Source organism: Collinsella aerofaciens (genome assembly GCF_039752775.1).
Classification (GTDB): Bacteria; Actinomycetota; Coriobacteriia; order Coriobacteriales; family Coriobacteriaceae; genus Collinsella; species Collinsella aerofaciens_R.
Genome location: NZ_JBDMGT010000008.1, coordinates 41,050 through 65,364 on the forward strand (window position 1 = coordinate 41,050; position 24,315 = coordinate 65,364).

Consider the following 24,315-nt stretch of genomic DNA (forward strand, 5'->3'; position numbering starts at 1 on the left):
TCGTCGGTCGCGTACCAAAGTACGCTTCCCTCCTCTTTCACGTCACCTTGCTCGCTTAGGGACGTTTTCGCTGTTGGTGACGATAACGCGGCGTTTCCATTGCTGGAGCTAGAGGCTTTCTTTCGACTTGCGTTTTTAGTCGAAAGCTATTAAGCGACATTCCGTTATTCGGAATGTCGCTTTCGTTTTTAGCTGGTTATTTCGCTTGCGTTGGTGGATATGTCGTGCGTTCTGCGTATGGCAATATAAGATAGTTCTTTGTATTAAACGTAATTCGATGATCTTGAGGGTAGGGGATTTCTTTGGGTCGTGCTGGGGATATGACGCCGCCTTTGCGTTGGCGGTTAGGTGTTGCTGGTGGGGTAGCGCTTGTTGTGCTGCTTGTTGACCAGCTGACCAAGCTTGCGGTTCGTGCCGTGGGCGATGCCCTGCATATGACCGTTATCCCCGGTGTGATTGACTTTCTGTTTGTTTGCAATATCGGAGCCGCCTTTAGTATGGGCGAGGGCCATGGCGTTGCGTTCGCCGTGCTGGCGCTTGCGGTCATTGTCGCCATTGCCGTGTACTTGCTGCGTGCGCCTCAGCTTGCTCGTCTTGAGGTTGTGGGCATGGCCATGGTCGCGGGCGGTGCTGTCGGCAACGCGATTGATCGCCTGGCCATGGGCTTTGTGACTGATTTTATTGCCGCTACCTTCATTGATTTCCCCGTCTTTAACGTGGCCGATATTGGCATTACGGTCGGTGTCGTGCTGGCTCTTATCGGTTACATGTTCTTGAGTCCCGCCGCTCGCGAGGTCGATGCGACCGCCGAGCTCAACGCCCGTGACGAGGCCCGCGCCAAACGCAAAGCCAAGCAGCGTGGGGAGCGTGCCCGCAAGATTCGCGAAAGGAATGAGCGTTAATGGCCGACATCCATATTCTTGTTGCCGACGATTCCACTGGTCAGCGTCTTGACGCCTATCTGGGCGCCAACGATGGCTGCCCCACGCGCTCTGCCTGCGCGCACTTGATCGAGGGCGGCGCCGTTGCCGTCAACGGCGAGACCTGCCTATCAAAAAAGTATGCCGTGCGCTCCGGTGACCGCATCTCGGTCGACCTGCCCGAGCCGCACGATCCCACTGATGTGATTCCCGAGGCCATTCCCCTTGATATCCGTTACGAGGACGACTACCTCATCGTGCTCTCCAAGCAGCGCGGCCTGGTGTGCCATCCCGCCCATGGCCACGAGAGCGGCACCCTTGCGAACGCTTTGGTCTACCATTGCGGTATCGATCATCTTGGTACCGTGCAGGGTGAGGACCGCCCCGGGATCGTGCATCGTTTGGATCGCGATACCTCGGGTCTCATGCTTGCGGCAAAGGACGACGACACCCAGCGCGCGCTCCAAAATCTCATCCGCACGCGTACGCTCGACCGTCGCTATATCACACTTGTTCACGGGCACATCGCCATGGACGAGGGCACCATCAACACCGGCATTGCCCGATCGACGCGCGACCGCGTCAAGATGGCGGTTTCCGATGACCCCTTTGCGCGTCAGGCCATCACGACCTTCAAGGTGCTCGAGCGCTTTGATTCCACGCGTTTCGACGACGGCTACACGCTCGTCGAGTGCCACCTGTTTACTGGTCGCACGCATCAGATTCGTGTGCACATGCGCCATATCAACCATGCCTGCGTGGGCGACCCGCTCTACGGCAAGTGTGATACGCGTGCCGATCATGGTCTGACCAGGCAGTTCCTCCATTCCTGGCGCGTGGCGTTCGACCATCCCGTGACGGGCGAGCGCATCGAGTGCCGCGACGAGCTGCCGTGGGATCTTGCGGCGGTTTTGGATGACCTGGCCCCGCGTTCGCTCGGTCGCACTGCCGCCGGCGACGAAATCGTCCCGCAGCTCGGTCTGCTCGAAGCCTAGCCAGTATTAGGTGGTTTCTTGAACTCGGTAAGCCTGCGGTAAGATATACGATTGTTTACGTAACGCGTTGCTGGGAGCCTGCATGCTCGCCTTTTTACAAACCAACACACCCATCGTGATCTTCAACCAGATTGTCGTCACGCTGCTCACGGTCTGCTTTCTATACCAGGTGGTCTTCTTTGTCATTGGCGCTCTTCGTGGCGAGGTCGCGCCTCCCAAGGCCAAAAAACTCCACCGCTATGCCTTCTTTATTGCTGCGCATAACGAGGAGGCCGTGATCGCCAACCTCGTTCGCTCCATCAAGGATCAGGACTATCCGTCCGAGCTCATCGAGGTCTTTGTCGTTGCCGACGCCTGCACCGACAACACCGCGCAGCTCGCGCGCGAGGCGGGCGCCATCGTTTATGAGCGCAACGACCTGGCCCGCAAGGGTAAGAGCTGGGTCATGGACTTTGGCTTCGACCGCATCCTTAACGAGTATCCCGACACGTTTGAGGGCTACTTTATCTTCGATGCCGACAACGTTATCTCCCGTGATTACGTATCCAAGATGAACGATGCTTTTGACCAGGGCTTTCATGTGGTCACGAGCTATCGTAACTCCAAGAACTTCGGCAGCTCGTGGATCTCGGCGGCTAATGCTACGTGGTATCTGCGCGAGGCGCGCTTCCTTAACAACGCGCGCAACATCTGCAAGACGTCTTGCGCCGTCTCAGGTTCGGGCTACCTCATCTCCGCCAGTGTTATCGAGGGCATGCACGGTTGGCAGTTCCACACGCTGACTGAGGACATTCAGTTCACCACGTTCTGCGCCATCCACGGCATTCGCATTGGCTATGCACCGGCGGAGTTCTTTGACGAACAGCCCGTGACGTTTAAGGCGTCCTGGAAACAGCGTATGCGCTGGACTAAGGGCTTCTACCAGGTATTCTTTACCTACGGTAAGCACTTGGTCAAATCGACCTTTCGCTACCATCGCTTTGCCGCCTATGACATGTTCATGACGATTGCGCCCGGCATGCTGCTATCGTTGATCTCGATGCTCGCCAATGCGACGTTCCTCATCGTGGGCGGTCTTTCGCATGGCTTTTTGGCTACCGAGGTTGAGATGCAGGCGTGCGCCGCTTCGCTCATTTTGACCTTCGCCATGATGTATCAGACGTTCTTTATCCTGGCACTGCTCACGACCATCTTTGAGTACAAGCATATTCACTGCGCGCAAAAGTGGCGTCTGGTGACTAACCTGTTTACCTTCCCGATCTTTATGTTCAGTTATATCCCCATTACGGTGGCTGCTCTGTTCTTGAAGGTTGACTGGGTGCCGACGCAGCACGCCGTGAGTGTTACCCTCGACGAGGTCATGCAAGGCGCCAAATAACCATGATCAAAACCATCACAAAGGGGACAGGCACCTTTGTGGTGGTTTTTGCGTTTGAGCTGCTGCCCAAGGAGGTGTTCGATGTTCTATATCCCGTTTTGGATTTGCATCTTTGCCGGCGCGGCGATTGATGCCCGTGAGCGACGGTTTCCCAATCAGCTTGCCGGCGCGTGCGCCGTGGCTGCGCTTGCAGGCGTTTGGCTCGACAGGGGCGTTAACACAGCCCTTGACCACGCTGGTCTTGCGGTTATCGTCTACCTTGCCCTTGTGCTTACTGAGTCGCTCTGGCGTCGTGTTCGCCACGCCCCTGGCATTGGCATGGGGGACGCCAAGGCGCTCTTTGCCCTTTGCACCCTCGATCCCCTGGGTGGTGTCGTCGCGTTTGCGGTTGCGCTCCTGACCCTTGCCGCCGCTTGTCTCATTGCAAAATCGCGCTCCCTGCCTTTGCTGCCGTTTTTGGTGCCTATATTTGCCATAATCGAGGTCGTGGGTAGTACGCTGTAATCGTTTGCGCGCCCTTTTTAAGGAGCATGCCATGGCAATCAATCAACAGACAGCCGCCATCAAGGCGCGTATGGATCGCATTCCCGCGGCGTTGTCGCCCGAGCTGGTCGAGCGTATCGCTGCCGATCGCGCCTCGGGCGTCGTTAATCCCTATCGATGTGGTGACGACCAGGTTATCCGACGTGTCGATCGTGCCGCAGACGAGGGCACGCTCATGCGTCCATCCTTTATGCGCGATATCGAAAAGATTCTGCATCTGCCCGCATACTCCCGTTATGCAGGTAAAACGCAGGTCTTCAGTTTTCGCAGCAACGATGACCTGTCGCGCCGCGGCCTGCACGTGCAGCTTGTCTCGCGCATCGCTCGCGATATCGGACGCGCTCTGGGGCTCAACTGCGATCTGATCGAGGCAATTGGCTTAGGCCACGACTTGGGCCACACGCCCTTTGGCCATGCCGGTGAGCGTTTCCTCAACGATATCTATCACGAGCGCACGGGTCGCTATTTTTTCCATAACGTGCAATCCGCCCGCGTGCTCGACGCACTGTACGGTCGTAACGTGTCGCTCCAGACGCTCGACGGCGTACTGTGCCACAACGGCGAGTACGAGCAGCGTGTTTTTGAGCTTTCGGACATGGGTTCCTTTGACCAGTTCGACCGAACCGTCGAGGAATGCATTGCCACAGGTTATAGCGCAATTGAGCACCTGCGTCCCATGACGCTCGAGGGCTGTGTGGTTCGCATCTCGGATATCCTCGCCTACGTTGGGCGCGATCGCCAAGACGCCATTGCGGCGGGCCTGCTGTCGCCCGACGCCTTTGACGATGGCCTGGGCGGTGCATACAACAGCTGGATCCTCACGCACGCCTCCATCGATATTGTTGAGCACAGCTATGGCAAGCCGCGCATCGAGATGAGCGAGGGCTTGTTTGAGGAAATCCGCCGCGCTAAGCGCGAGAACTACGAGAAGATCTATAGCAAGGGCGGCATCGAAGGCGACTCCGAAGCGGAGCTGCGCGAGGCCTTTGAAAAGCTCTACGACCGTTGCCTGCAGGATATAAACGAAGGCGACGAGTCCTCTTACATCTTTAAGCACCACATCTCTCGCATTGAGCAGCAGCTTTCCTACTACGATCGCACCTATGCCTGGCAGGGCGATAAAGACCAGGCGGTCGTGGATTACATTGCTAGCATGACGGACGGTTATTTCTGCGAACTTACGAGCAAGCTTTTCCCGGGATTGAAGTTTCCGCACCGTACTTATATTAACGAACGGTAGTTCGTATTTATTCGGTATACTGTTAGTGGAAAACGTATTTGATTGACGCACGGGATGGCTATGGACGACCTTTTTTCTGCTTCGACGCGTGAGCGCTCCTTTCGGAATGCGCCGCTTGCGGTGCGCATGCGCCCCAATTCGCTCGACGAGTATGTGGGCCAGCAAAAGGTCGTCGGTAAGGGCTCGTGGTTGCGTGCCGCAATTGAGCACGACGTGCTGTCGAGTGTGATTCTGTACGGGCCGGCTGGTACGGGCAAGACGACGCTGGCACATATTATCGCCAACCATACCAAGAGTGAGTTTGTCGAGGTCAGCGCCGTGACGGGCACCGTGAAGGACTTGCGCCGTGTGATTGACGAGGCCAAGACACGTCTGAATACGTACGACCGTCGCACCATTCTTTTCATCGACGAGATTCACCGCTTTTCCAAGTCGCAGCAGGATGCCCTGCTGCATGCAGTCGAGAACCGTACCGTCATTATGATTGGCGCCACGACGGAGAATCCGTACTTTGAGGTCAACTCGGCGTTGCTCTCGCGCGGTCGCGTGGTGGAGCTTGAGCACTTAAAGGACGAGGATATCGCCACACTTATCGAGCGTGCGCTCGAGGCGCCGCAGGGCCTGAACGGCAAGTTCTCTGCCGATGAGGATACGGTTAAGACCATCTGCACGCTGGCTGCAGGTGACGCTCGATCGGCGCTTACGACACTCGAGCTTGCGAGCGAGATTGCCGTCACGCGTCCCGATACCGAGGGAACGCCAGCGCCGGCGGCGGGGGAGCGCTATCCCATCACCGTGGATGAAGTGAAGATTGCCAACCCGCGCCGTGGTTTTTCGTATGACAAAAACGGTGACATGCACTACGACATCATCAGCGCGTTTATTAAGTCCATGCGTGGTAGCGACCCCGATGCCACGATCTATTGGCTTGCGCGCATGATCGATGCGGGTGAGGACCCCAAGTTCATCGCTCGTCGCATTATGATCCAGGCTTCCGAGGACGTTGGCAACGCCGACCCGCAGGCGCTTTTGGTGGCGCATGCCGCGTTTAAGTCTGCCGAGGTCATTGGGTATCCCGAGTGCCGCATTAATCTGGCTCAGGCTGCGCTCTATGTGTGCCTGGCGCCTAAATCCAACGCGTGCGAGTCTTCCATTGATGCGGCGTTGGCCGATATTCATTCAAGTGGGCTTCGCGAGGTGCCGAGTTATCTGCGCGATCGTCATCGCCCGGGCAGCGACGAGTACGGCGTGTATAAGTATCCGCATGATTATCCCGAAGGCTGGGTCGATCAGCGTTATTTGCCCGAGGGGCTTGAGCACGGCGCGTTTTGGCAGCCTGCCGGCCGCGGCTGGGAAGAGTGGCGTGTAGAGCAAAGCGAGCGCGACCGTAGCGGCAATGCGCCCAAGTAGGTCGTTGCCATCTCGCGCATTCCCTTTGGGTATCTTTCCCCTTCTTTGGGGTACCATGAACAGCGTCTGTATTTCAATTCCTTCGGGAGGCTTGCATGAGTCCCATTCAAATCGCCCTGCTTCTGCTCGCCGTTGCCGGCGTGTGGGCTGTTATCGAGCTCGCGCTCACGCTGCGCAAGACCCGCAACGTCGTTGATTCGCTCGACAAGACCGTAAGCGATCTCAATAACACCATCGCCGAGGCTCAGCCCGTGGTGGCAAAGCTCGATGGCGCCGTCGATGAGCTCACCCCCGCGCTGGCGCAGGTTGAGCCGCTCCTCAAGTCGAGCAAGACCGCCGTCGACGCACTTACCTCCAATCTCGTAGAGGTCGAAGCCGTGGTTCGCGACATTTCCGAGGTTACGGGCAGCATGGCCGAGGCTAGCAATGCTGTGTCGAGCGTGACCGATTCTGCGGCCGGTGCCGTTCAGAAACTCTTTAACAAGGTAAAGGTTCCCGCGGCCGACGCCGAGCACAAGCTTTCCGCTGCCGCCGAAGCCGAGCAGCCGACCGAGCGCGTCCTGATTGGCGAAGCCGGGGGCGATGTCGCTGCTGGTGACGATGATGCACAGAAGCCTGCTGCTAAAGCAGCCCAGTATTACACCTACACGTCCGCCGAGACCTCCGAGGAGTCCTGCGATGAGTAGCGAAGCAACTTGCCCCATCACGCTGATTGTTGCCGGGGATCCGCGTCTGGCTCGCCTTGTGCGTATGACGGCGGCTAATGTCGGTGCACTGTGCTCCATGTCCGTCGATCGCATCGAGGACATCCGTATGGCTGCCGAGGAGGCCTTCATCTTTGGCTGCACGGCCGTTGATTCCGACGACATCTCGATCAAATTCGATGTCGACGAGTCTCACGTTGGCATGACCTTTACCTTTGGCGATCAGGCGACTGTGGACGAGGACGACCAGGCTGCTGTGTATGCCGAGCTCATTTTGGCGAGCGTGTGCGATTCCTACGAAAAGACTGCGGCGCCCCTGACGCTTTCCCTCGACCTCAAGGCGGATATCTAATATGACCGAACGTTCCCGGAGCGGTAAGACCGCTTGGGACAAGGAGAAAACCCGCGAGCTGTTTCGTCGCTACAAAGAGACCGGTGATCCGGACGCACGTGAGCAACTCGTCATGTCCCATATGAACCTGGTAAGGTTTCTTGCCAACAAATTTAAGAACCGCGGTGAGCCGCTCGACGACCTGATGCAGGTTGGCTATTTGGGCCTGCTCAAGGCAATCGACCGCTTTGATCCCGAGCGCGGACTCGAGTTCACCACGTTTGCCACGCCCACCATCTTGGGTGAGATCAAGCGTCACTTCCGCGACAAGGGCTGGAGTGTGCGCGTTCCGCGTCGCTTGCAGGAGCTCTCGGCAAAGGTCAACCAAGCTACCGACAAGCTCACCAATGAGTTGCAGCGCTCGCCTAAGGTCGAAGAAATCGCTGAGTACCTGGACGTGACTGTCGACGAGGTGCTGGAGGCCATGGAGTCGTCTTCGGCCTATACCTCGGTGCCCATCGAGGCTCCTGGCGCGTCCGACTCCGACGATGCCCCTTCGATTCTCGACCGCTATGCCGATGACGACAACGAGCTCGACTTTACCGATGACCGCCTGGTAATCGAGGAGGCCATCCGCGATTTCTCGCCGCGCGAACGCGAGGTGATCGAGCTGCGCTTTGTGAAGGGCATGACCCAGATCGAGATCGCCAAGAAGCTGGGTATCTCGCAGGTGCAAGTCTCGCGCCTGCTGCGCCGTACCCTTAAGAAGATTCAGGACAAGATCGACCCCGACGGAGTGATGGTTCGTTCATGAGTGAGCACCCCCAACAGACCGACCGCACGCTGCGCGATACCCGTATTCTGACGCTTCGCATTTGGGCTGTTGTCGGCTGCATTGTTATTGCTGCTCTCATCTTTAACCTTATGGGTATCCTGGCGCCGGTTATCGAGTTTCTAGCTGTCGGTTCCATTATCGCTTTTGTGATGTCGCCGATCACCAATTGGCTCGAGCATCACGGCGTCGGTCGTGGCATCGGTTCGCTCATCGCGCTCATTGTTGTCGTTGCCGTGCTCGTTGGTGTTGTCTGCATCTTGTCGCCTATTTTGCTCGGTCAGATTATGGAAGTCTTGAGCCGCCTGCCTGAGCAGCTTCGCGTTGCGGGCGGCGATCTCAACGAGTTGATCTCGCATGCCAAGACGCTCAACAACACGCCGCTCAAGGATTATCTGGACGACAATCTTTCTTCGCTCGTTACCGTGGCATCGAAGTATGTGTCTCAGATTGCCGCTGAGCTCGGTCGCGGTGTATTCCCGCTCATTACCAATACGGCCTCGCAGCTGTTCGTCATCTTCCTTGGCTTGGTGCTTGCCTATTGGTTGGCCTGCGACTACCCCCGTATGCACCACGAGGTCTGCACCATCATTGGTCAGGAAAAGGAGACCTCGTACCGCTTTATGGTCGCCATCCTTTCTCGCTCTGTCGGCGGCTACATGCGCGGTATGGTCGTGACGTCCATCTGCGGTGGTTTCCTCGCCTTTATCGGTTTTATGATCATCGGCCATCCGTATGCGGCGCTCATGGCTATCTTTACCGGCATCATGCATTTGGTTCCAGTCGTCGGTCCTTGGGTGAGCGCAGCAATCGCCACAGTGCTCGGTTTCATGTTCAGCCCCATGTTGGCGTTATGGACGCTCGTCGTGACGATGGTCGCGCAAAACGTCACCGATAACGTGATTTCGCCTAAGGTTATGCAGAGCTCGGTGCAGGTGCATCCCATCATGAGCCTCACGGCGCTCGTTATTGGCTCGGCACTCATGGGCCCCATCGGCATGATTATTGCCATCCCGCTTTGTGCGGCCCTCAAAGGTATCTTCGTGTTCTACTTCGAGAATGAGACCGGCCGCCAGCTTGTGGCCTATGACGGCGCCGTGTTTAAGGGCACACCGTACCGCGATGCCGATGGCAACCCGGTCGCCGCCTACGACGCGCTCGGCGACGACACCTTCATTTACGAGTCCGAGCTCATCGGCAACGAGACTGCGCCCGAGGCCCAAGCGATGCCTAAGCCCGAGTTCGATAATCCTTGGATCAAGCTCTCGGGCTTGCAACCCGATGCCACGGGCTTCTTCAAGAATCCCTTCGCCAAGGACGATGACTCCAACTCGGACGACGATACCAAAACCGGCATCGACGGCTCCATGGACGATTCGGATTCTAAATAGGCCCTATTAACGTTTCTTGAAGTTGTAAATGACAATAAACGCGAGCAAAGCGATTGATAAGGGGCCGGCTACATAGAAAAAGAGAACGTCAATTGCGCGTAGAGTGTAATAAGCCTTATCGCCGGACATTACTGCATACAATACGTAGCCAAATGCTGGTTGGTTTGCGTACCAGCAGGAGAAGGCCAAGAGCGCTAAAAGTGCTAGTACCAGAAGTGCATTCAGGACAAATCGTTTACTTTTCATCGATTGCTCCTTCCGGGTGATTCTTATATGTAATTCTACAGCAGTCCTTTTTCAAAGGATCGCACAGTACTGAATAACGTGCACTTTCGCTGGAGGGTCGCTGTTTGGCGGACCTCTTTTTTGCACTTGCGCGGCGGGATGGTAATATCGTTACGTTTGAACTGTTTCGATGTGAAACCGAGGAGATTCCCTCTATGAGTGCTGACTACCCGTCAATGACTACGGCCGAGATCCGCTCCAAGTTCCTCAACTTCTTTGAGGAGCGCGGTCTTAAGCTCTATCCTTCTTCGTCCCTCGTTCCCGACGATCCTTCGCTGCTGCTTGCCAACGCCGGCATGAATCAGTTTAAGGAGTACTACCAGGGCAAGAAGACCATGAAGGAGATCGGCGCGATTTCCTGCCAGAAGTGCGTCCGCACCAACGACATCGATTGCATCGGCGAGGACGGCCGTCACCTGTCCTTCTTCGAGATGCTCGGCGACTTCTCTTTTGGCGGCGTCTCCAAGGAGCAGGCTTGCGCCTGGGCCTTTGAGCTCATCACCAAGGAGTTCAAGCTGCCGCTCGACCGCCTGTACTTTACCGTTTTTACCGAGGACGACGAGACCCACGACGTGTGGCGTTCTCTGGGCGTTGCCGAGGACCACATCTCCCGCCTGGGCGAGGACGACAACTTCTGGGCCGCTGGCCCCACCGGCCCCTGCGGTCCGTGCTCCGAGATCTACTTTGACATGGGCGAGGAGGTCGGCTGCGGCAGCCCCGACTGCAAGCCTGGCTGCGACTGCGACCGCTTCCTTGAGTTCTGGAACCTCGTCTTTACCCAGTACGACCGTCAGGAGGACGGCTCCATGCCGGAGCTGCCGCACCGCAACCTCGATACGGGCATGGGCCTGGAGCGCATGGCCGCTATCATGCAGCACAAGACTGCTAACTACGACGGTGATCTGATGCAGCACCTCATCAAGCTGGGCGAGGAGATCAGCGGCAAGACCTATGACGCCGACGATTACTCCGGCGCCAGCCGTTCTCTTCGCATCATCGCCGACCACTCCCGTGCCGTCGACTTCATGATCTCTGACGGCATCCTGCCCGGTAACGAGGGTCGCGAGTACGTCCTTCGCCGCCTGCTCCGCCGCGCCGTGTTCCACGGTCGCCTGCTGGGCATCGAGGGCGCCTTCCTGACTAAGTTCATCGACGAGGTCAACGCTCAGATGGGCGAGGCCTATCCTGAGCTGCTCAAGAACGTCGCGCTCGTCAAGGGTATCGTCGCCTCCGAGGAGGAGCGCTTCTCCACGACGCTCGACTACGGTCGCGTCTACCTGGATGAGGCCCTGGCAGCGCTTGCCGAGGGTGCTGCGCTTCCGGGCGATGTTGCCTTTAAGCTGCACGACACCTTTGGTTTCCCCATCGACCTGACCGTCGAGATCGCCGGCACCGCTGGTCACGACGTCGACATGGACGGCTTCACTGCCTGCATGGAGGACCAGAAGGCCCGCGCCCGCGCCAATGCCAAGGGCGACGCCTGGGGCAGCTTCAACGACGTGTGGGTCGAGCTTTCCGACAAGGTCGCAGCGACCGAGTTCGACGGCTATGACAACGATGTGATCGAGGGCGCCAAGGTTGTCGCCATCGTGCGCAACGGCGAGTCCGTCGAGTCCGCTGCCGCCGGCGAGGACGTCGAGGTCGTGCTTGACCGCACCCCGTTCTATGCCGAGATGGGTGGCCAGCAGGGCGATGCCGGCGAGCTTTCCGCTGAGGGCGTTTCGCTGACCGTTTCCGATACCAAGAACCACAACGGCCTGTATGCTCACGTCGCCCACGTTGCCGAGGGCACGCTGACTGTCGGTGCCGCTGTTACCGCCGCGCTCGACGCCGAGCGCCGTGGCTTCTTGCGCCGCAACCACACCGCCACGCACCTGCTCGACGCCGCCCTTAAGCAGGTCCTGGGCGAGCACGTCTCCCAGGCCGGCTCGCTGGTGACGCCCGAGCACCTGCGCTTTGACTTCACGCACTTCGAGGCTCTGTCCTCTGAGCAGCTCAAGGCTGTCGAGGACCTGGTCAACCAGCAGATCTTCGCTTCCAAGCCGGTCGTGACCCGTGTCATGGGCATCGACGAGGCTAAGGCCGCCGGCGCTGTCGCTCTGTTTGGCGAGAAGTACGGCGATGTCGTCCGCGTCGTCTCCGTGGGCGCCGAGGACCAGCCGTTCTCCCGCGAGCTCTGCGGTGGCACGCACGCTGCCAACACTGCTGAGATTGGCCTGTTCAAGATCATTTCCGAGTCCTCTACGGGCTCCAATGTCCGCCGTATCGAGGCCGTGACCTCTAAGGGTGCCCTCGACTACATGGCCGACCGCCTGGCGCTCGTTGACGCCGCCGCCGCTGCGCTCAAGTGCCGCGTAGACGAGGTTCCCGCTCGCGTGGAGAACCTGCAGGCCGAGCTGCGCGAGACGTCCAATAAGCTCAAGAAGGCTCTGACCGGTGGCTCCTCCGACGCCATCTCCAGCGCCATCGAGGGCGCCGTCGAGCTCGACGGCTATAAGCTCGTTGTCGCTGAGCTCCAGGGCCTTGAGGCTGCCGACCTGCGCAACGTATGGGATACCGTGCATCAGAAGGTCGCCGGCCCTGTCGCTTGTGTCGTCGCCAGCGTGACTGAGAAGGGCACTCCGGCCCTGCTCGCTGCCGGCTCCGATGACGCCGTCAAGGCCGGTTTCCACGCCGGTAACGTGATCAAGCAGATCGCGGGTCTGGTCGACGGTCGCGGTGGCGGTCGTCCCAACATGGCCCAGGCCGGTGGCAAGAATGCTGCCGGCATCGCCGATGCCCTCGCGGCCGCTAAGACCGCGCTCGGCGCCTAAGAATCTAAGAAGTCGCTGTGGTTGCGCTCGCGCTGGACATAGGGGAGACCAGGATCGGCATCGCCATCTCGAGCCGTGATGGCAAGATGGCGATGCCCGTCAAGGTGCTTCCGGCTGCCGAGGTCACCGGTATGGCCAAGACGTTCCGCTACCTGGTTGAGGACTATGAGCCCGACATCCTGGTAAGCGGACGTCCCCTGACCATGGCCGGTGAGCCCGGCCCTCAGGCCGAGCGCGTTGCCGCTGTGGCGCAAAAGATTGCCGACGAGCTCGATCTTCCGTTGGAGTTTGAGGACGAGCGTCTGTCCTCGCAAGAGGCCAAGCGTATCCTGCGCGAGCAGGGACTCAACGAAAAGCAGATGAGGGGCAAGATCGACATGATTGCCGCCAGCCTGTTTTTGCAGACGTGGCTCGATCGTAAAAACGAGGAGGTTTCGCATGCCTAGTGCTTCCGATCCGCGCCAGCCGAATCGTACACAGCAGCCGGCGTCGCGCCCTGCCCAGCCTGGCCAGCGTCCGGCACAGCCGACGCAGCGCGCAGCTCAGCCTGCCGCGCGCCCGGCGCAGTCCTTCTCTCGTTCGGCTCAACCTGTTCAACGGACGGGTCAGCAGCCTTCTGCTCGTTCGGTTCAGCATTCGGCTTCTCACGCGGCTCAGCAGCCCACTGCTCGTACGGCCCAGCCTGCAGGCGGCACCCGCTTTAAGCAGCAGGCACCTACCCAGCGAACGCAGGCCCCCCAATCGCATTCGCATCACGCTCGTGGTTCGCATGGCGTTGCTCCGGCGACCCGCTCGAGCTACAACACGCATGCTCGTCGCGGTGCTCAAAAGAAAAGCTCCCCGGTGCCTATGATTATCGGTGGCGTTGTTGCCGTGCTTGCGCTTGTCGCGATCGTTTTCTTTGTCGTGCCAGCCGTCAAGGGCTTCTTTGGCGGTGAGGGTGCGAAAGTCGTTGCAGGCCAGCAGGTTACTATCACGATTCCCGATGGTGCCTCGGGTGACAGCATCGCTTCGATTCTCTCCGAGAACCATATCGTAGAAAATCCCAAGGATTACTATGCGGCGGTGAAAAAGCTCAACGCCGATATGTCGCTCAAGCCTGGTGATTATTCGTTCACCACACTCATGGATGCGACCAAGGTTGTTCAGCAGCTCATGGAAGGCCCCAACGCGGGCTCCAATGCGCTGACTATCCCTGAGGGCCTAACGGTCGATCAAGTCGCCGACCGTGTGGCCCAGGCCTACGACAGTATCTCTAAGGAAGACTTCCTCAACCAGGCCAAGGCCTCCAACTACGTTGACGACTATAGCTTCCTTAAGGGCGCCGCCAACGATTCGCTCGAGGGTTTCTTGTTCTCCAAGACCTATTCGCTGGGCGATTCGCCGACGGCCGATGACGTGATTCGCGCCATGCTCGATCAGTTTAAGACCGAGTACAAGTCGCTTGACTTTGCGAGCTGCGAAGCCAAGATCAAGGAACGCTACGGTGTGGAGATGTCCGACTACGACATCGTCAACTTGGCCTCTATCGTTGAGCGCGAGGGCCTCAACGCCGATCAACGTGCGCACGTGGCCTCGGTCTTCTACAACCGCCTTGCCGGCAAGCTCGACGGTCTGCGCTATCTCAACAGCGATGCGACCATGATGTATGTCACCGGTGGCGAGGTTACCGCCGACGACCTGCAGAGCGATAGTCCGTATAACACCTATAAGCACGAGGGCCTACCGCCCACGCCCATCTGCTCTCCGTCGCTCGAGGCACTCAAGGCCACGCTTGAGCCGACCGACTCCGATGACCTGTATTTCTACATTACGCAGGACGAGGAGTACTTCTCGCAAACCTACGAAGAGCATCAACAGTCTTGGAATTAGCATGAGGATTTTTAGCCCCAAACGATACGTTGCCTCGGTCGATCGCATCGACCTCGATACCCTGTGGGCCGACGGCAAACGCGCCATTCTGCTCGATCGCGATAACACCCTGGTGCCGCGCGACACCGAGCAGGTCCCCGCCGCGATTTCCGCTTGGCTCGACGCCGCCCGCGCCAAAGGCTTTAAGCTGTGCATGGTGTCCAATAACTGGCATCGCGACCAGGTCATGGCATCGGCACGCGAGCTGGGACTCGAGGCCATCAGCCACGCCATGAAGCCGGCACCGTTTGCCCTCAAGGCGGGTCTTAAGCGCCTCGGCGCCACGGCTGACGAGGCGGTGCTGATCGGTGATCAGCTCTACACGGACGTGTGGAGTGGCAACTTCGCCGGCGTCGATACCATCTTGGTTAAGCCGCAGGCGACGCAAGACCTGTGGTATACGCAGATCTTCCGTATCTTTGAGCGCCGGGCCCTGCGCGACCTTCCCTGCGAGGAATAGGTCTCGTCATGTCCCAGCACACCAAACACGGCTGCGACCATATCTTCTTTATCGGCTTTTTGGGCGCGGGCAAATCGACGCTCGCGCGCAACGTCGGCACTATGTTCAAGCGGCGTTTTATCGATACCGACCGCCTGGTCGTGCGCCGTTGCGGCAAGTCGGTAACCGAGATTTTTGAGACCGAGGGCGAGGATCGTTTTCGCGAGCTCGAGACCTCGGCGCTCCGTTCGCTCCAAAGTGAGCGCAGCCTGTTGGTTTCGTGCGGGGGCGGTATCGTCGAGACACCGGTGAATATTGAGCTGATGCACGAAATGGGTACGTGCGTGTACCTCGAGGGCGACTTCGAGGATTCGATTCGCCAGATTCGTCGGTCCGACACGCGCCCCGATTTCCGCTCGCCTGAGCATGCCGCGCGCCTGTTTGAGCATCGCCGTCCGCTGTATCGCCAGGCTGCCGACCTTACCCTTGATATTCGCAACAAGTCCTTCGAGGACGTTTCCTACCTTTGTGCCGAGATGCTTTTGGAGCGTGGGCTGCTATGATTCGCCGTCAACTGATCAATTTCCAAAACCGCAGCGTCGATGTCCGTGTCGGATTGGGTGCGTTCGATGAGCTGTCGCGTATGTTTGCCTCGGCCGTGGGCAAGCCTAAGCGCGCGATGGTCGTTTGGAACACCGCCACATCCGAGCGTTTTGGTGAAGTCGTCGAGCATGCGCTGGTCGACGCCGGTTTTGCCGTGTCGCCGCTAGTCCTCGAGGTTTCGCCTGCTGGTGCCACGCTGGCCGATGCTGATGCTATCTTTGGCGCCCTGTCTGCCAACGGCGTTACCTGCGACGATCTGGTTGTCGCCGTTGGCGATGCCGCAACCTGCTCGGTTGTTAGCTGGTGCGCCAACCAGTGGTGTGGCCGAGCCGAGTGCGCGCTGCTGCCGACGACCTTCGACGCCATGCTCACGGTCGCGACGACCATGAAGCCGCTTGTCGCCTCGTCGGCCAATGCGCTTCCCGCTATCGCGTTCCGTCCCGAACCGGGTTTGGTCGTGTGTGACCTCGATCTTGTTCGCGAGGCGGACCCCGAGGACCTCAAGCTCGGCTATGCGGTACTTGTTGGCACCATGCTTTCGAGCAGCAAGTCCCGCTGGAATCAGTTTATTGAGACCGTCCCCGAGATTCTCGCGGGCGAGGAGGTCGCGCTCGTCAATGCCGTTCAATGGTCTCAGACTGCTCGCAAGGACGTACTGATGGCCACGAACCCGAGCGCCCGCCATGCGCTCGATTTTGGCAAGACGGGGGAGCGTACCTTGCGCGCTTGCTTGGGCGATGCCGCTTCGCAGGTCCCTGCCTACCAGCTGTTGTCCGAGGGCATGCGCTTTGAGGCGCGCCTTGCCCACGACGCCTGCGACTTCGATATCGATTACGTCTTTGAGGTCGATGACTGTCTGGAGGACTTGGGTATCGAGGAACTTGCCTTCGATCTGGAGCCTGCCGCATATATCGAGGAGTTCCGCAGACAGCAGTTCGCGCGCTCAAACCGCAGCATGCTGCCGCTGCCCGCGGCACTCGGCGCAATTCGCCTAACGAACGTTGAGGACGAGGTTCTTGAGCGCCATGCTCACGCCTACTTGGCTTCTCGTAAAGAACTTCTCTAAGATTTATTGACTTCCATCGTCTTTCGTATCATGTTGAGGGGCGGGTTTTCAATCGGTTGCGGATCGCATGCGATTCCGTCGTTCGGTTGAGACCCGTCCCGTCTATCTTGAGACAACAAGAAAGGAATCTGCATGTCTGAGTTTGCTGCCGGTCCTGCCGGTCGTATCGAGCGTGTCCGTGCCCTGATGGCCGAGCGTGGCTACGATGCCATCGTGGTGCGCGACGAGGCCAACCTTCGTTGGCTTACGGGCGTGAAGGGCGTCTTCGACTACACCTTCGAGTTCCCGCACGCTGCGTTTATTACGGTCGACCAGTGCCTGTTCCACACCGACTCGCGCTACCTCAACAGCTTTGAGGAGAACACGCCCGCCGGCAGCCCCTGGGTCTACGACATGGACGAGGGTACCATCCCCGGCTGGGTCGCCGGCAAGATTGCGGCTAACAAGTGCCGTGTCTGTGCTGTCGAGGACGATATGCAGATTAACTTCTACCAGGGTATTCAGCGCGGCCTGGAGGACCGTTCCGTCGCCTGCATGCTGCCGCTGATGCACGACGACATCCGCAAGATGCGCGCCATCAAGGATGCCGAGGAGATCGAGCTCATGCGCCATGCACAGTCGATCACTGACGCCGCCTTCCAGCACATGCTCGGCTTTATTAAGCCCGGTATGACCGAGAAGCAGGTTCGCAACGAGCTCGAGAACTTTATGTTCGCCAACGGCGCCGACAGCCTGGCCTTCGGCTCCATTGTGGCGAGCGGCCCCAACACCGCCAACCCGCATGCCGTGCCGAGTGACCGTGTCATCGAGAAGGGCGACTTCGTCCTCATGGATTACGGCGCGGGCTACTGCGATTACCGCTCCGATATGACGCGCACTGTCGTGATGGGCGAGCCCACCCAGGAGCAGCTCGACCTGTACGCACTCGTGCGCCGCACGCACGAGGAGTGCGTCGCCGCCATCCATCCGGGCGTTGAGGGTAACGACATCTTCAAGCTTTCCAAGAAGATCATCGGCGATGCCGGCTATGGTGATTACTACAACCATGGTCTGGGCCACGGCGTGGGCATCGACATCCACGAGCTGCCCAACTTCAACCGCAGCAAGAACACCATCGAGATCGGCTCGGTTGTCACCATGGAGCCCGGCGTCTACCTGCCCGGCGTGGGCGGCGTGCGCCTTGAGGACTACGGCGTGGTCACCGAGAACGGCTACGAGCCCTTCACCAAGACCCCGCACGACCTGCACGTTATCGACTGCTAGTCTACTTCGGTAGATAGTTTGGGGCGGGGCGTTCGGATCGATTCGGACGCCCCGCGTTCTCTTTTTATGCGCTCGCTGCAGGCGCCGTCTGCAAGTGTATAATTTCTGTCGTATGTAATTTGGACGCTTGTGCGTTCTGCCCATAACAAGAAAGGTCGCTATGCCTACCATTTCTACCGCCGACTTCAAGAACGGCCTCGGTCTCCGCATCAAGGACAAGGTCTACACCATCGTCGAGTTCCAGCATGTCAAGCCGGGCAAGGGCGGCGCGTTTGTACGCTACAAGACCCGCGACATCAAGAGCGGCCGCGTCGTCGAGAACACCTGCAACGCCGGCACCAAGTTCGAGAGCGTCATGCTCACCACCCGTGAGTTCCAGTACCTCTACAACGATGGCACCGACTACATCTTCATGGACAACGAGTCCTATGAGCAGGTTCCCGTTCCCGAGGACATGGTGGGCGAGAACTCCAAGTGGCTGCGCGAGAACGACGTCTGCCAGCTGCTCTTCGCCGACGATGAGCTCATGGGCGTGACCCCGCCGATGTTCATCGAGACCACCATCGTCCAGACCGACCCGGGCTTTAAGGGCGACACCGTCCAGGGTTCCACCAAGCCGGCCACGATCGATACCGGCGCTGTCATCCAGGTTCCCATGTACCTCAACGAGGGCGAGGTCATCAAGGTTGACACCCGCGACGGCAAGTTCGTCTCCCGCGTCTAGCAACCAAATCTTCTAGGAGGACTCATGCCCCAGGAAATCAAGATTGACGGCATCGGCATTTCGCCCGATGTTCTGACCGCCATCGTCTCGCGCGCCGTGTCCGATGTCGAGGGCATCGCCTCCGTTGGCGTCAAGGACCTTGCCACCAACCTTGTCTCCATGATGCTCTCGTCCAAGGCCCCGGCTTCCGAGCCGGCGGTCGAGGCCGAGGTCGTCGGCGACAAGCTCGCACTCACCGTGCGTGTCGTGGTGTTCTTTGGCTATCCGTTCAAGAAACTCGCCGAGGCCGTTCGCGCCGCCGTGGTCGCCGCCATCGATGCCCAGGTTGGCGTCGAGGTCGAGCGCGTTGACGTTTGCATCGACGGCCTCGTTTTCCCCAAGGAGTAACCTTTGAGCCTTAAGGTTTATCGCGGGCGTACGCTTGCCCGCAGTCAGGCGCTGCAGCTGCTGTTTCAGGCCGAGGCCACGGACAGCCCGCTCGAGCGCGTCCTCGAGGGCGATTTCCTGATCTCGAAGGGCCCCCTCGACCCCTATGCGCTGGAGCTTTGCCGTGGTGCCTACGAGCATATCGATCGCATCGACTGTGCCCTGCGCGCCGTCGCCAAGAACTGGGATCTTATGCGCATGCCCGGCGCCGACCGCAACCTGCTGCGTATCGCCGTCTACGAGATGCGCTTCCTCACCGACGAGGAGGTCTCGGACGCCATCGTGATCAACGAGGCCGTCGAGCTTGCCAAGGCCTATGGCACCGATCAGTCCGCGTCGTTTGTCAATGGCGTGCTGGGCAAGATCGCTCGCAGCGAGGAGCTGCCGGGCGAGGACCTGTACCAAGAGCTGCTGGCCGAGGACCGCGCTCGCGAGGAGGCGCAGGCTGCAGAGGCTGCCGCAAAGGTCGCCGCCGCTCAGGCTGCCGCCGGTGTACTTGCCGAGGATGCGGACGCTGCCGAGGCTGTCGTCGACTCCGTCGAGGAGTAGCCATGCCAGAGGGTTCTGTCCGCAACTTTGACGAGATTTCGGACCGTCTGGACCAGATCATCGCTACCGTTCGCTCCAAGGATACCTCCTTGGAGCGTTCACTCGATCTGTTTGACGAGGCGATTGAGCTGGGCTCCCGCGCGGTCGATATGGTCGACAAGTTTGAGCTTACGCCGCGAGAAGCCGACAAGCTCGAGCAGGAATACGATGAGGATGCGGCAAACGAATCCCAGGATAGCTAGGCCGCATCTCCGGATACGAATGGTTGATGGCATTCATGAAACGTGTGCGTCTTGATGACGAACTGATTTCACAGGGCATCTGCGCCGATCGCGCGGATGCCCTTCGCACTCTTATGGCCGGCTTGGTCTCGAGTGGCGGCGAGCGCTTGACTTCGCCGGGCCTTAAGGTGATCCCGGGGCTGCCGCTGCACGTGAAGGGGCGCATTCCCTATGTTGGCCGCGGCGGTCTTAAGCTCGAAGGCGCGCTTGATGCGTTTGGCATCAATCCGACGGGCCTTGCCTGTCTGGATGTGGGCTGCTCTACCGGCGGCTTTACCGATTGTCTGCTCAAGCGCGGAGCTGCGGCCGTTGTCTCGGTGGACGTGGGTCGCGCCCAATTCGATTGGTCGTTGCGTCAGGACGATCGCGTAACGCTGCATGAGCGCACAAACGTGACGCAGCTGCCTGAGCTTGGCTATGCCGGCGCTCTCGACCTGGCTGTGTGCGATGTCTCGTTTACCAGCATCGCGAACATTATCGATGCGGTGCTGGCGTGCCTGGCGCCTACGGGTGCATTCTGCACGCTCGTAAAGCCGCAGTTTGAGGCTCCGGCGGCGCTGGTGGGCGAGGGCGGTATTGTGACCGATCCCGCCGTGCGCCGCGATACACTTGTTGCGGCAGTTGAACTCTTTGCTGCCAAGGGGCTGTTCCCGGTCGATGTGTGCGTGTCGCCCATTCATGGTGCCAAGGGCAACGTTGAGTTTTTCCTGTACGGCACGAGGTTTGTCCCCGGCGAACGCACCGACGATGAGCTGCAATCCCAGGTATCGGTTTTGAGCGAGAAATCTGCAACGCTATGAAGGTCTTTCTGGTTCCCAATTACTACAAACAAGAGGCGGTCGAGAGCGGCCTGATGCTTGAGCTTTGGCTGACGCGCCAGGGCTATGAGGTCGCATGGGCTGCCGACCAGCGATCGAAGATTCAGAGCACGCCTGATATTGACGGCTCCGATCTGGTCATTACGCTCGGCGGCGACGGTACGTTGCTGCGCGCTGCCCGCATCCTCAACCATCGCGAGATTCCTATCCTCGGTCTTTCCTATGGTCACCTGGGCTTTTTAACTGCTGCGAGCCCCGAGGAGCGCGACATTCTGCAGGTCGTGAGCGACGCCCTGTCCGGTGAGCTGCACGTGAGCCGTCGCGCCACCATCGCCGCGGATATCGTATCCGTGCGCGAAGACGGTACGAAGGATGTCGTGCGCACCTTCGCTCTCAACGACATGGCGCTTACCCGCGGTCCGCTGTCCGATATGGTCGAGTTCGACATCACGGTGTCGGGCCACCATATCGACCGACTGCGTGGCGACGGCGTGGTCGTGTCCACGGCGACTGGTTCTACGGGGTACGCGCTCAGTGCCGGTGGCCCCATCGTGAGCCCCGACTATACGGGTATGGTCTGCGTACCTATTGCGCCGCACACCATTCAGGCCCGTGCCTTCTTGACTTCGCCGAGTGATGTCGTCGAAATCTTTATGTCTGATGACCGTCCGAGCGTTCCGGCGATCGCTATCGATGGACAATTTATTACTTGCGATGGCACCGTTGAGAGCGTGGCGGTGCGTCGCGGGCCCGGTGATGTGCTGCTGCTGGATTACGGCCCCGAGAGCTTCTATAACTCGGTGAGCCGCGTATTCTACGGAGTCCGTCATGATCGATGAGCTGCAGGTTTCTAACATTGCGCTCATTCGCGAGGCGACGCTGCTGCCGAGTGCCGGCCTGACTGTCCTGACCGGCGAGACCGGTGCCGGCAAGACCGCGCTGCTCTCGGCCCTCAAGCTTATTTTGGGTGAGCGCGCGGATTCGTCTATGGTGCGCGAGGGCGAGGCGCTGGCGAGCGTCGAGGCGCGCCTGTTTGACGGCCCGCACGACACGGAGGGCTTCATCGTGCAGCGCAGTCTTTCTGCCGAGGGCCGCAGCCGCGTGAAGATTGACGGACGCATCGCCAGTGTGCGCGAGCTTTCGGAGCGCGTTGGCGTAATGATGGATCTGTGCGGCCAACACGAGCACCAGCGCTTGCTCGATCCGGCGCATCATGTTGCGATGGTCGATGTCTGGGCAGGGCGCCCTGCACTCGAGGCGCTCGAGCACTACCGCGCCTGCTTTAAGGCTTCGCGCGCTGCCGCTAAGGAGGTTCGACGTGTCGAAGAGACCTCGCGTGCGCAGGGGAGCCGCGTCGAGGAAGCGCGCTTTGCGCTCGAGCGCATCGGCGAGGTCGACCCCAAACCGGGCGAGTATGAGGAACTCGAGGAACTGCTGCCGCGCTCCGAACATGCCGAGGTGCTGGTTGCCACAGCTAATGATGCCCATGCATCGCTTGCCTCTGAAGGGGGAGCACTCGATGCCGTGAACAGCGCCGTGGCAGAACTTTCCCGTATGGCTTCCGTCGATCGCAAACTTGGCGACATTGCCGATTTGCTTTCGGATGCCTGTATCTCACTTGAGGATTGCGCGAACGAGCTTCGTGCCTATCGCGATGGCGTCGCCTTCGACCCGCGCGAGCTCGCTCGCATGCGTGAGCGGTATTCCGACCTCAAGGGCCTGTTGCGTCAGTGGGGCCCCACCATGGACGATGTTTTTGCCATGCGCGATCGCTCGCAAGAGCTGCTGTCCCTGGTCGATGATGGCGATGAACAGATCAAAAAGGCGCGTGAGGCACTCGGGAGCGCTGAGCGCGAGTTGTTTGCCGCTGCCAAGGCACTTAAGCGCGCCCGCAATACGGCGGCCCCGCGCTTCTGTCACGAGGTTGGCCGCCAGATGGCTCGCCTGGAGATGGGCGGCGCCGAGCTCGTCTGGGAGTCGCGCGATCTTCCCCGTGCTGAGTGGACGCCCGTTGGTCCTTCGAGCTACGAGCTGCTATACCGCAGCGGTGCCGGTTTGACTCCACGTCCCCTGCGCCGCATTGCGTCGGGCGGCGAGCTCAGCCGCGTCATGTTGGCAAGTAAGGTTGTCCTCGGAAACACGGACGGTGTCGATACGCTGGTGTTTGACGAGGTCGATGCTGGCGTCGGTGGCTCCACGGCGCGTGCGCTCGCGGGCGTGCTGGCAGATCTCGCCGCTACGCATCAGGTGATGGTCGTAACCCACTTGGCGCAGGTCGCCGTCATGGCTGACAAGCATTATGTCGTCAGCAAGGAACCGGGCGATGTTCCCCAGACGCATTTGGACGAGGTAACCGGCGAAGCGCGTACCGCCGAGATCGCCCGCATGTTGAGCGGCGATCAATCGGAGGCGAGCTTGGCGCATGCCAAGCAGATGCTTGAAGAAGCTCGAGGTTAGGTCGTATCAGCGGTGTTGGTGGGACAAAATAGACTGAATTTTTTGTCCCACTTCGTGTTTTACTCCACGACCTTATCCGGTTGGATGAGTTCCTCATAGTAGCTGATGTGCTCTCGGGCGTCCTCGATTTCGGGCAGCAGGAAGTTGTAGATGACCTCGATGATCATCGTGGCGCTCATCTTGGAGAACGCGAAGTCGCCCGTTGTCAGCAGTGCTTCGTGGTTGACGGTATTAAAAGTGTAGTCTGCCAGGCGCGCGAGTGGAGACTTGCTGTCGCTGCTGATGACGACTACGGTTGCGCCGCAGTCGCGAGCCGCTTTTGCCATGCGATTCAGTCGGCGCGATTTGCCGGAGTTTGAGATTAGCACGATGACGTCACCCGGGCGCAACGTGAGCGCAAAGCCGATCGATGTCTCGCTAATGGTACTCGTCATGCAGCGCAGGCCCAGCTGCGAAAACTTAAATGTTGCGTCGAGCGCGACCGCGTTTGTATTGCCCACGGCGGCGAACTCAATAACGCCGGCATTCTTAAGCGCGTGTACAACTGCGGCCAACGTGTCGTGATCAATGCCGTCGATGGTCGCATTAAGCTCACTCACCTTGGCGGCGAGGATATTTTTAAGGCTCTGCTCCATGTTGTCGAGCGAGACCTCGTCGGTCAGGCCCTCGTTTCGCTGGCTTTCCAAATCCCTCGCCAACGAAAACTGAAAGCTGCGGAAGCTGCCAAACCCAAGCTTGCGGCAGAAGCGCGAAACGGTCGCCTCGGACGTGGCAGCGGCGCGTGAGAGCTGAGCCGCCGTGAGGCGTGGAGCCTCGGACTGGTGCTCCAATATATAGTCGACAATGCGCTGCTCGGATTCGCTGTATCCCTGATGGGTGCTAATGAGGGAAAGTGCGCTCTTGCTACTATCGGTCATGGATGGCTCCTGGTTGGCA

General features: G+C 59.4%; 26 protein-coding genes. 24 read left to right on the forward strand and 2 right to left on the reverse strand.

Translation table 11 applies throughout. The features are described from left to right. Positions 1 to 302 precede the first annotated feature (302 nt). The 10 genes from lspA to ABHR63_RS03540 all read left to right on the forward strand — a co-directional run bounded on the left by lspA (position 303) and on the right by ABHR63_RS03540 (position 9,744). A complete protein-coding gene (gene lspA, locus ABHR63_RS03495; protein WP_346965870.1) occupies positions 303 to 902 on the forward strand; it encodes a signal peptidase II in 600 nt (199 codons plus the stop codon). Continuing rightward, on the forward strand, positions 902 to 1,915 hold the full coding sequence (locus tag ABHR63_RS03500) for an RluA family pseudouridine synthase (RefSeq protein ID WP_346964674.1): 1,014 nt from the start codon (positions 902 to 904) through the stop codon (positions 1,913 to 1,915). The genes lspA and ABHR63_RS03500 overlap by 1 nt, the downstream gene beginning before the upstream one ends. A gap of 82 nt (positions 1,916 to 1,997) precedes the next feature. Beyond that, a complete protein-coding gene (locus tag ABHR63_RS03505; protein ID WP_329737977.1) occupies positions 1,998 to 3,293 on the forward strand; it encodes a glycosyltransferase family 2 protein in 1,296 nt (431 codons plus the stop codon). A gap of 81 nt (positions 3,294 to 3,374) precedes the next feature. Further along, complete coding sequence (locus ABHR63_RS03510; protein WP_329737978.1) at positions 3,375 to 3,797, forward strand: prepilin peptidase; 423 nt, start codon at positions 3,375 to 3,377, stop codon at positions 3,795 to 3,797. Between the two features lie 31 nt (positions 3,798 to 3,828). Beyond that, positions 3,829 to 5,076, forward strand: coding sequence for a deoxyguanosinetriphosphate triphosphohydrolase family protein (locus tag ABHR63_RS03515; protein WP_346964673.1), 1,248 nt, complete (start codon positions 3,829 to 3,831; stop codon positions 5,074 to 5,076). 60 nt (positions 5,077 to 5,136) lie between these two features. After that, positions 5,137 to 6,486 (forward strand): replication-associated recombination protein A, encoded by a 1,350-nt coding sequence (locus tag ABHR63_RS03520; RefSeq protein ID WP_346964672.1) that lies wholly within the window; start codon positions 5,137 to 5,139, stop codon positions 6,484 to 6,486. 95 nt (positions 6,487 to 6,581) lie between these two features. Further along, complete coding sequence (locus ABHR63_RS03525; RefSeq protein WP_346964671.1) at positions 6,582 to 7,172, forward strand: hypothetical protein; 591 nt, start codon at positions 6,582 to 6,584, stop codon at positions 7,170 to 7,172. Then, complete coding sequence (locus ABHR63_RS03530) at positions 7,165 to 7,542, forward strand: ATP-binding protein (protein ID WP_346964670.1); 378 nt, start codon at positions 7,165 to 7,167, stop codon at positions 7,540 to 7,542. Before ABHR63_RS03525 ends, ABHR63_RS03530 begins: the two co-directional genes overlap by 8 nt. Before the next feature lies 1 nt (position 7,543). Then, positions 7,544 to 8,335: an RNA polymerase sigma factor SigF gene (locus tag ABHR63_RS03535; protein WP_117564127.1), complete on the forward strand. Its 792-nt coding sequence runs from the start codon at positions 7,544 to 7,546 to the stop codon at positions 8,333 to 8,335. Then, a complete protein-coding gene (locus tag ABHR63_RS03540; RefSeq protein WP_346964669.1) occupies positions 8,332 to 9,744 on the forward strand; it encodes an AI-2E family transporter in 1,413 nt (470 codons plus the stop codon). Before ABHR63_RS03535 ends, ABHR63_RS03540 begins: the two co-directional genes overlap by 4 nt. 6 nt (positions 9,745 to 9,750) lie before the next feature. Here ABHR63_RS03540 and ABHR63_RS03545 read toward each other — a convergent pair whose 3' ends face one another. Further along, a complete protein-coding gene (locus tag ABHR63_RS03545) occupies positions 9,751 to 9,990 on the reverse strand; it encodes a hypothetical protein (RefSeq protein ID WP_055250466.1) in 240 nt (79 codons plus the stop codon). 194 nt (positions 9,991 to 10,184) lie between these two features. On the opposite strand from ABHR63_RS03545, the gene alaS reads away from it, so the two are divergent. From alaS to ABHR63_RS03615, 14 genes are all read left to right on the forward strand, one after another. After that, positions 10,185 to 12,842, forward strand: a complete 2,658-nt coding sequence (gene alaS / locus ABHR63_RS03550) for an alanine--tRNA ligase (protein ID WP_346964668.1) — start codon at positions 10,185 to 10,187, stop codon at positions 12,840 to 12,842. A 17-nt stretch (positions 12,843 to 12,859) separates the two neighbouring features. Beyond that, the gene (gene ruvX / locus ABHR63_RS03555) at positions 12,860 to 13,288 is read left to right on the forward strand and encodes a Holliday junction resolvase RuvX (RefSeq protein WP_138112420.1); all 429 of its coding nucleotides are present in this window, start codon (positions 12,860 to 12,862) and stop codon (positions 13,286 to 13,288) included. Next, entirely contained in the window at positions 13,281 to 14,714 is a 1,434-nt protein-coding gene (mltG, locus tag ABHR63_RS03560; protein WP_346964667.1) for an endolytic transglycosylase MltG, read from the forward strand. The genes ruvX and mltG overlap by 8 nt, the downstream gene beginning before the upstream one ends. Position 14,715: 1 nt before the next feature. Continuing rightward, complete coding sequence (locus tag ABHR63_RS03565; protein WP_035138189.1) at positions 14,716 to 15,213, forward strand: YqeG family HAD IIIA-type phosphatase; 498 nt, start codon at positions 14,716 to 14,718, stop codon at positions 15,211 to 15,213. Positions 15,214 to 15,221: 8 nt separating this feature from the next. After that, positions 15,222 to 15,755, forward strand: coding sequence for a shikimate kinase (locus ABHR63_RS03570; RefSeq protein WP_006233986.1), 534 nt, complete (start codon positions 15,222 to 15,224; stop codon positions 15,753 to 15,755). After that, on the forward strand, positions 15,752 to 16,861 hold the full coding sequence (locus ABHR63_RS03575; protein WP_346964666.1) for a hypothetical protein: 1,110 nt from the start codon (positions 15,752 to 15,754) through the stop codon (positions 16,859 to 16,861). Before ABHR63_RS03570 ends, ABHR63_RS03575 begins: the two co-directional genes overlap by 4 nt. Positions 16,862 to 16,993: 132 nt before the next feature. Then, positions 16,994 to 18,124, forward strand: coding sequence for a M24 family metallopeptidase (locus tag ABHR63_RS03580; protein ID WP_138112424.1), 1,131 nt, complete (start codon positions 16,994 to 16,996; stop codon positions 18,122 to 18,124). Positions 18,125 to 18,284: 160 nt separating this feature from the next. Further along, entirely contained in the window at positions 18,285 to 18,848 is a 564-nt protein-coding gene (gene efp, locus ABHR63_RS03585) for an elongation factor P (RefSeq protein ID WP_117799248.1), read from the forward strand. Positions 18,849 to 18,872: 24 nt separating this feature from the next. Continuing rightward, positions 18,873 to 19,235, forward strand: coding sequence for an Asp23/Gls24 family envelope stress response protein (locus tag ABHR63_RS03590; RefSeq protein ID WP_006233982.1), 363 nt, complete (start codon positions 18,873 to 18,875; stop codon positions 19,233 to 19,235). A gap of 3 nt (positions 19,236 to 19,238) precedes the next feature. Beyond that, entirely contained in the window at positions 19,239 to 19,823 is a 585-nt protein-coding gene (nusB, locus tag ABHR63_RS03595) for a transcription antitermination factor NusB (RefSeq protein ID WP_215692873.1), read from the forward strand. A gap of 2 nt (positions 19,824 to 19,825) precedes the next feature. Continuing rightward, positions 19,826 to 20,065: an exodeoxyribonuclease VII small subunit gene (locus tag ABHR63_RS03600; protein WP_006233978.1), complete on the forward strand. Its 240-nt coding sequence runs from the start codon at positions 19,826 to 19,828 to the stop codon at positions 20,063 to 20,065. Between the two features lie 35 nt (positions 20,066 to 20,100). Continuing rightward, the gene (locus tag ABHR63_RS03605) at positions 20,101 to 20,904 is read left to right on the forward strand and encodes a TlyA family RNA methyltransferase (protein ID WP_195621376.1); all 804 of its coding nucleotides are present in this window, start codon (positions 20,101 to 20,103) and stop codon (positions 20,902 to 20,904) included. Beyond that, positions 20,901 to 21,761: an NAD(+)/NADH kinase gene (locus tag ABHR63_RS03610; RefSeq protein ID WP_035138200.1), complete on the forward strand. Its 861-nt coding sequence runs from the start codon at positions 20,901 to 20,903 to the stop codon at positions 21,759 to 21,761. The genes ABHR63_RS03605 and ABHR63_RS03610 overlap by 4 nt, the downstream gene beginning before the upstream one ends. Further along, positions 21,751 to 23,379 carry a DNA repair protein RecN gene (locus tag ABHR63_RS03615; protein ID WP_346964665.1) on the forward strand — a complete coding sequence of 543 codons (1,629 nt, stop codon included), beginning with the start codon at positions 21,751 to 21,753 and terminating at the stop codon, positions 23,377 to 23,379. Before ABHR63_RS03610 ends, ABHR63_RS03615 begins: the two co-directional genes overlap by 11 nt. 59 nt (positions 23,380 to 23,438) lie before the next feature. Here ABHR63_RS03615 and ABHR63_RS03620 read toward each other — a convergent pair whose 3' ends face one another. Further along, complete coding sequence (locus tag ABHR63_RS03620) at positions 23,439 to 24,296, reverse strand: MurR/RpiR family transcriptional regulator (RefSeq protein ID WP_346964664.1); 858 nt, start codon at positions 24,294 to 24,296, stop codon at positions 23,439 to 23,441. Positions 24,297 to 24,315: the final 19 nt, after the last annotated feature.

Excerpts from the sequence above, each read along its gene's own strand:
- ABHR63_RS03500 (WP_346964674.1), top strand. The coding sequence starts at position 902 with ATGGCCGACATCCATATTCTTGTTGCCGACGATTCCACTGGTCAGCGT.
- ABHR63_RS03505 (WP_329737977.1), top strand. The coding sequence starts at position 1,998 with ATGCTCGCCTTTTTACAAACCAACACACCCATCGTGATCTTCAACCAG.
- ABHR63_RS03510 (WP_329737978.1), top strand. The coding sequence starts at position 3,375 with ATGTTCTATATCCCGTTTTGGATTTGCATCTTTGCCGGCGCGGCGATT.
- ABHR63_RS03515 (WP_346964673.1), top strand. The coding sequence starts at position 3,829 with ATGGCAATCAATCAACAGACAGCCGCCATCAAGGCGCGTATGGATCGC.
- ABHR63_RS03520 (WP_346964672.1), top strand. The coding sequence starts at position 5,137 with ATGGACGACCTTTTTTCTGCTTCGACGCGTGAGCGCTCCTTTCGGAAT.
- ABHR63_RS03525 (WP_346964671.1), top strand. The coding sequence starts at position 6,582 with ATGAGTCCCATTCAAATCGCCCTGCTTCTGCTCGCCGTTGCCGGCGTG.
- ABHR63_RS03530 (WP_346964670.1), top strand. The coding sequence starts at position 7,165 with ATGAGTAGCGAAGCAACTTGCCCCATCACGCTGATTGTTGCCGGGGAT.
- ABHR63_RS03535 (WP_117564127.1), top strand. The coding sequence starts at position 7,544 with ATGACCGAACGTTCCCGGAGCGGTAAGACCGCTTGGGACAAGGAGAAA.
- ABHR63_RS03540 (WP_346964669.1), top strand. The coding sequence starts at position 8,332 with ATGAGTGAGCACCCCCAACAGACCGACCGCACGCTGCGCGATACCCGT.
- ABHR63_RS03545 (WP_055250466.1), bottom strand. The coding sequence starts at position 9,990 with ATGAAAAGTAAACGATTTGTCCTGAATGCACTTCTGGTACTAGCACTT.
- alaS (WP_346964668.1), top strand. The coding sequence starts at position 10,185 with ATGAGTGCTGACTACCCGTCAATGACTACGGCCGAGATCCGCTCCAAG.
- mltG (WP_346964667.1), top strand. The coding sequence starts at position 13,281 with ATGCCTAGTGCTTCCGATCCGCGCCAGCCGAATCGTACACAGCAGCCG.
- ABHR63_RS03565 (WP_035138189.1), top strand. The coding sequence starts at position 14,716 with ATGAGGATTTTTAGCCCCAAACGATACGTTGCCTCGGTCGATCGCATC.
- ABHR63_RS03570 (WP_006233986.1), top strand. The coding sequence starts at position 15,222 with ATGTCCCAGCACACCAAACACGGCTGCGACCATATCTTCTTTATCGGC.
- ABHR63_RS03575 (WP_346964666.1), top strand. The coding sequence starts at position 15,752 with ATGATTCGCCGTCAACTGATCAATTTCCAAAACCGCAGCGTCGATGTC.
- ABHR63_RS03580 (WP_138112424.1), top strand. The coding sequence starts at position 16,994 with ATGTCTGAGTTTGCTGCCGGTCCTGCCGGTCGTATCGAGCGTGTCCGT.
- efp (WP_117799248.1), top strand. The coding sequence starts at position 18,285 with ATGCCTACCATTTCTACCGCCGACTTCAAGAACGGCCTCGGTCTCCGC.
- ABHR63_RS03590 (WP_006233982.1), top strand. The coding sequence starts at position 18,873 with ATGCCCCAGGAAATCAAGATTGACGGCATCGGCATTTCGCCCGATGTT.
- ABHR63_RS03600 (WP_006233978.1), top strand. The coding sequence starts at position 19,826 with ATGCCAGAGGGTTCTGTCCGCAACTTTGACGAGATTTCGGACCGTCTG.
- ABHR63_RS03605 (WP_195621376.1), top strand. The coding sequence starts at position 20,101 with ATGAAACGTGTGCGTCTTGATGACGAACTGATTTCACAGGGCATCTGC.
- ABHR63_RS03610 (WP_035138200.1), top strand. The coding sequence starts at position 20,901 with ATGAAGGTCTTTCTGGTTCCCAATTACTACAAACAAGAGGCGGTCGAG.
- ABHR63_RS03615 (WP_346964665.1), top strand. The coding sequence starts at position 21,751 with ATGATCGATGAGCTGCAGGTTTCTAACATTGCGCTCATTCGCGAGGCG.
- ABHR63_RS03620 (WP_346964664.1), bottom strand. The coding sequence starts at position 24,296 with ATGACCGATAGTAGCAAGAGCGCACTTTCCCTCATTAGCACCCATCAG.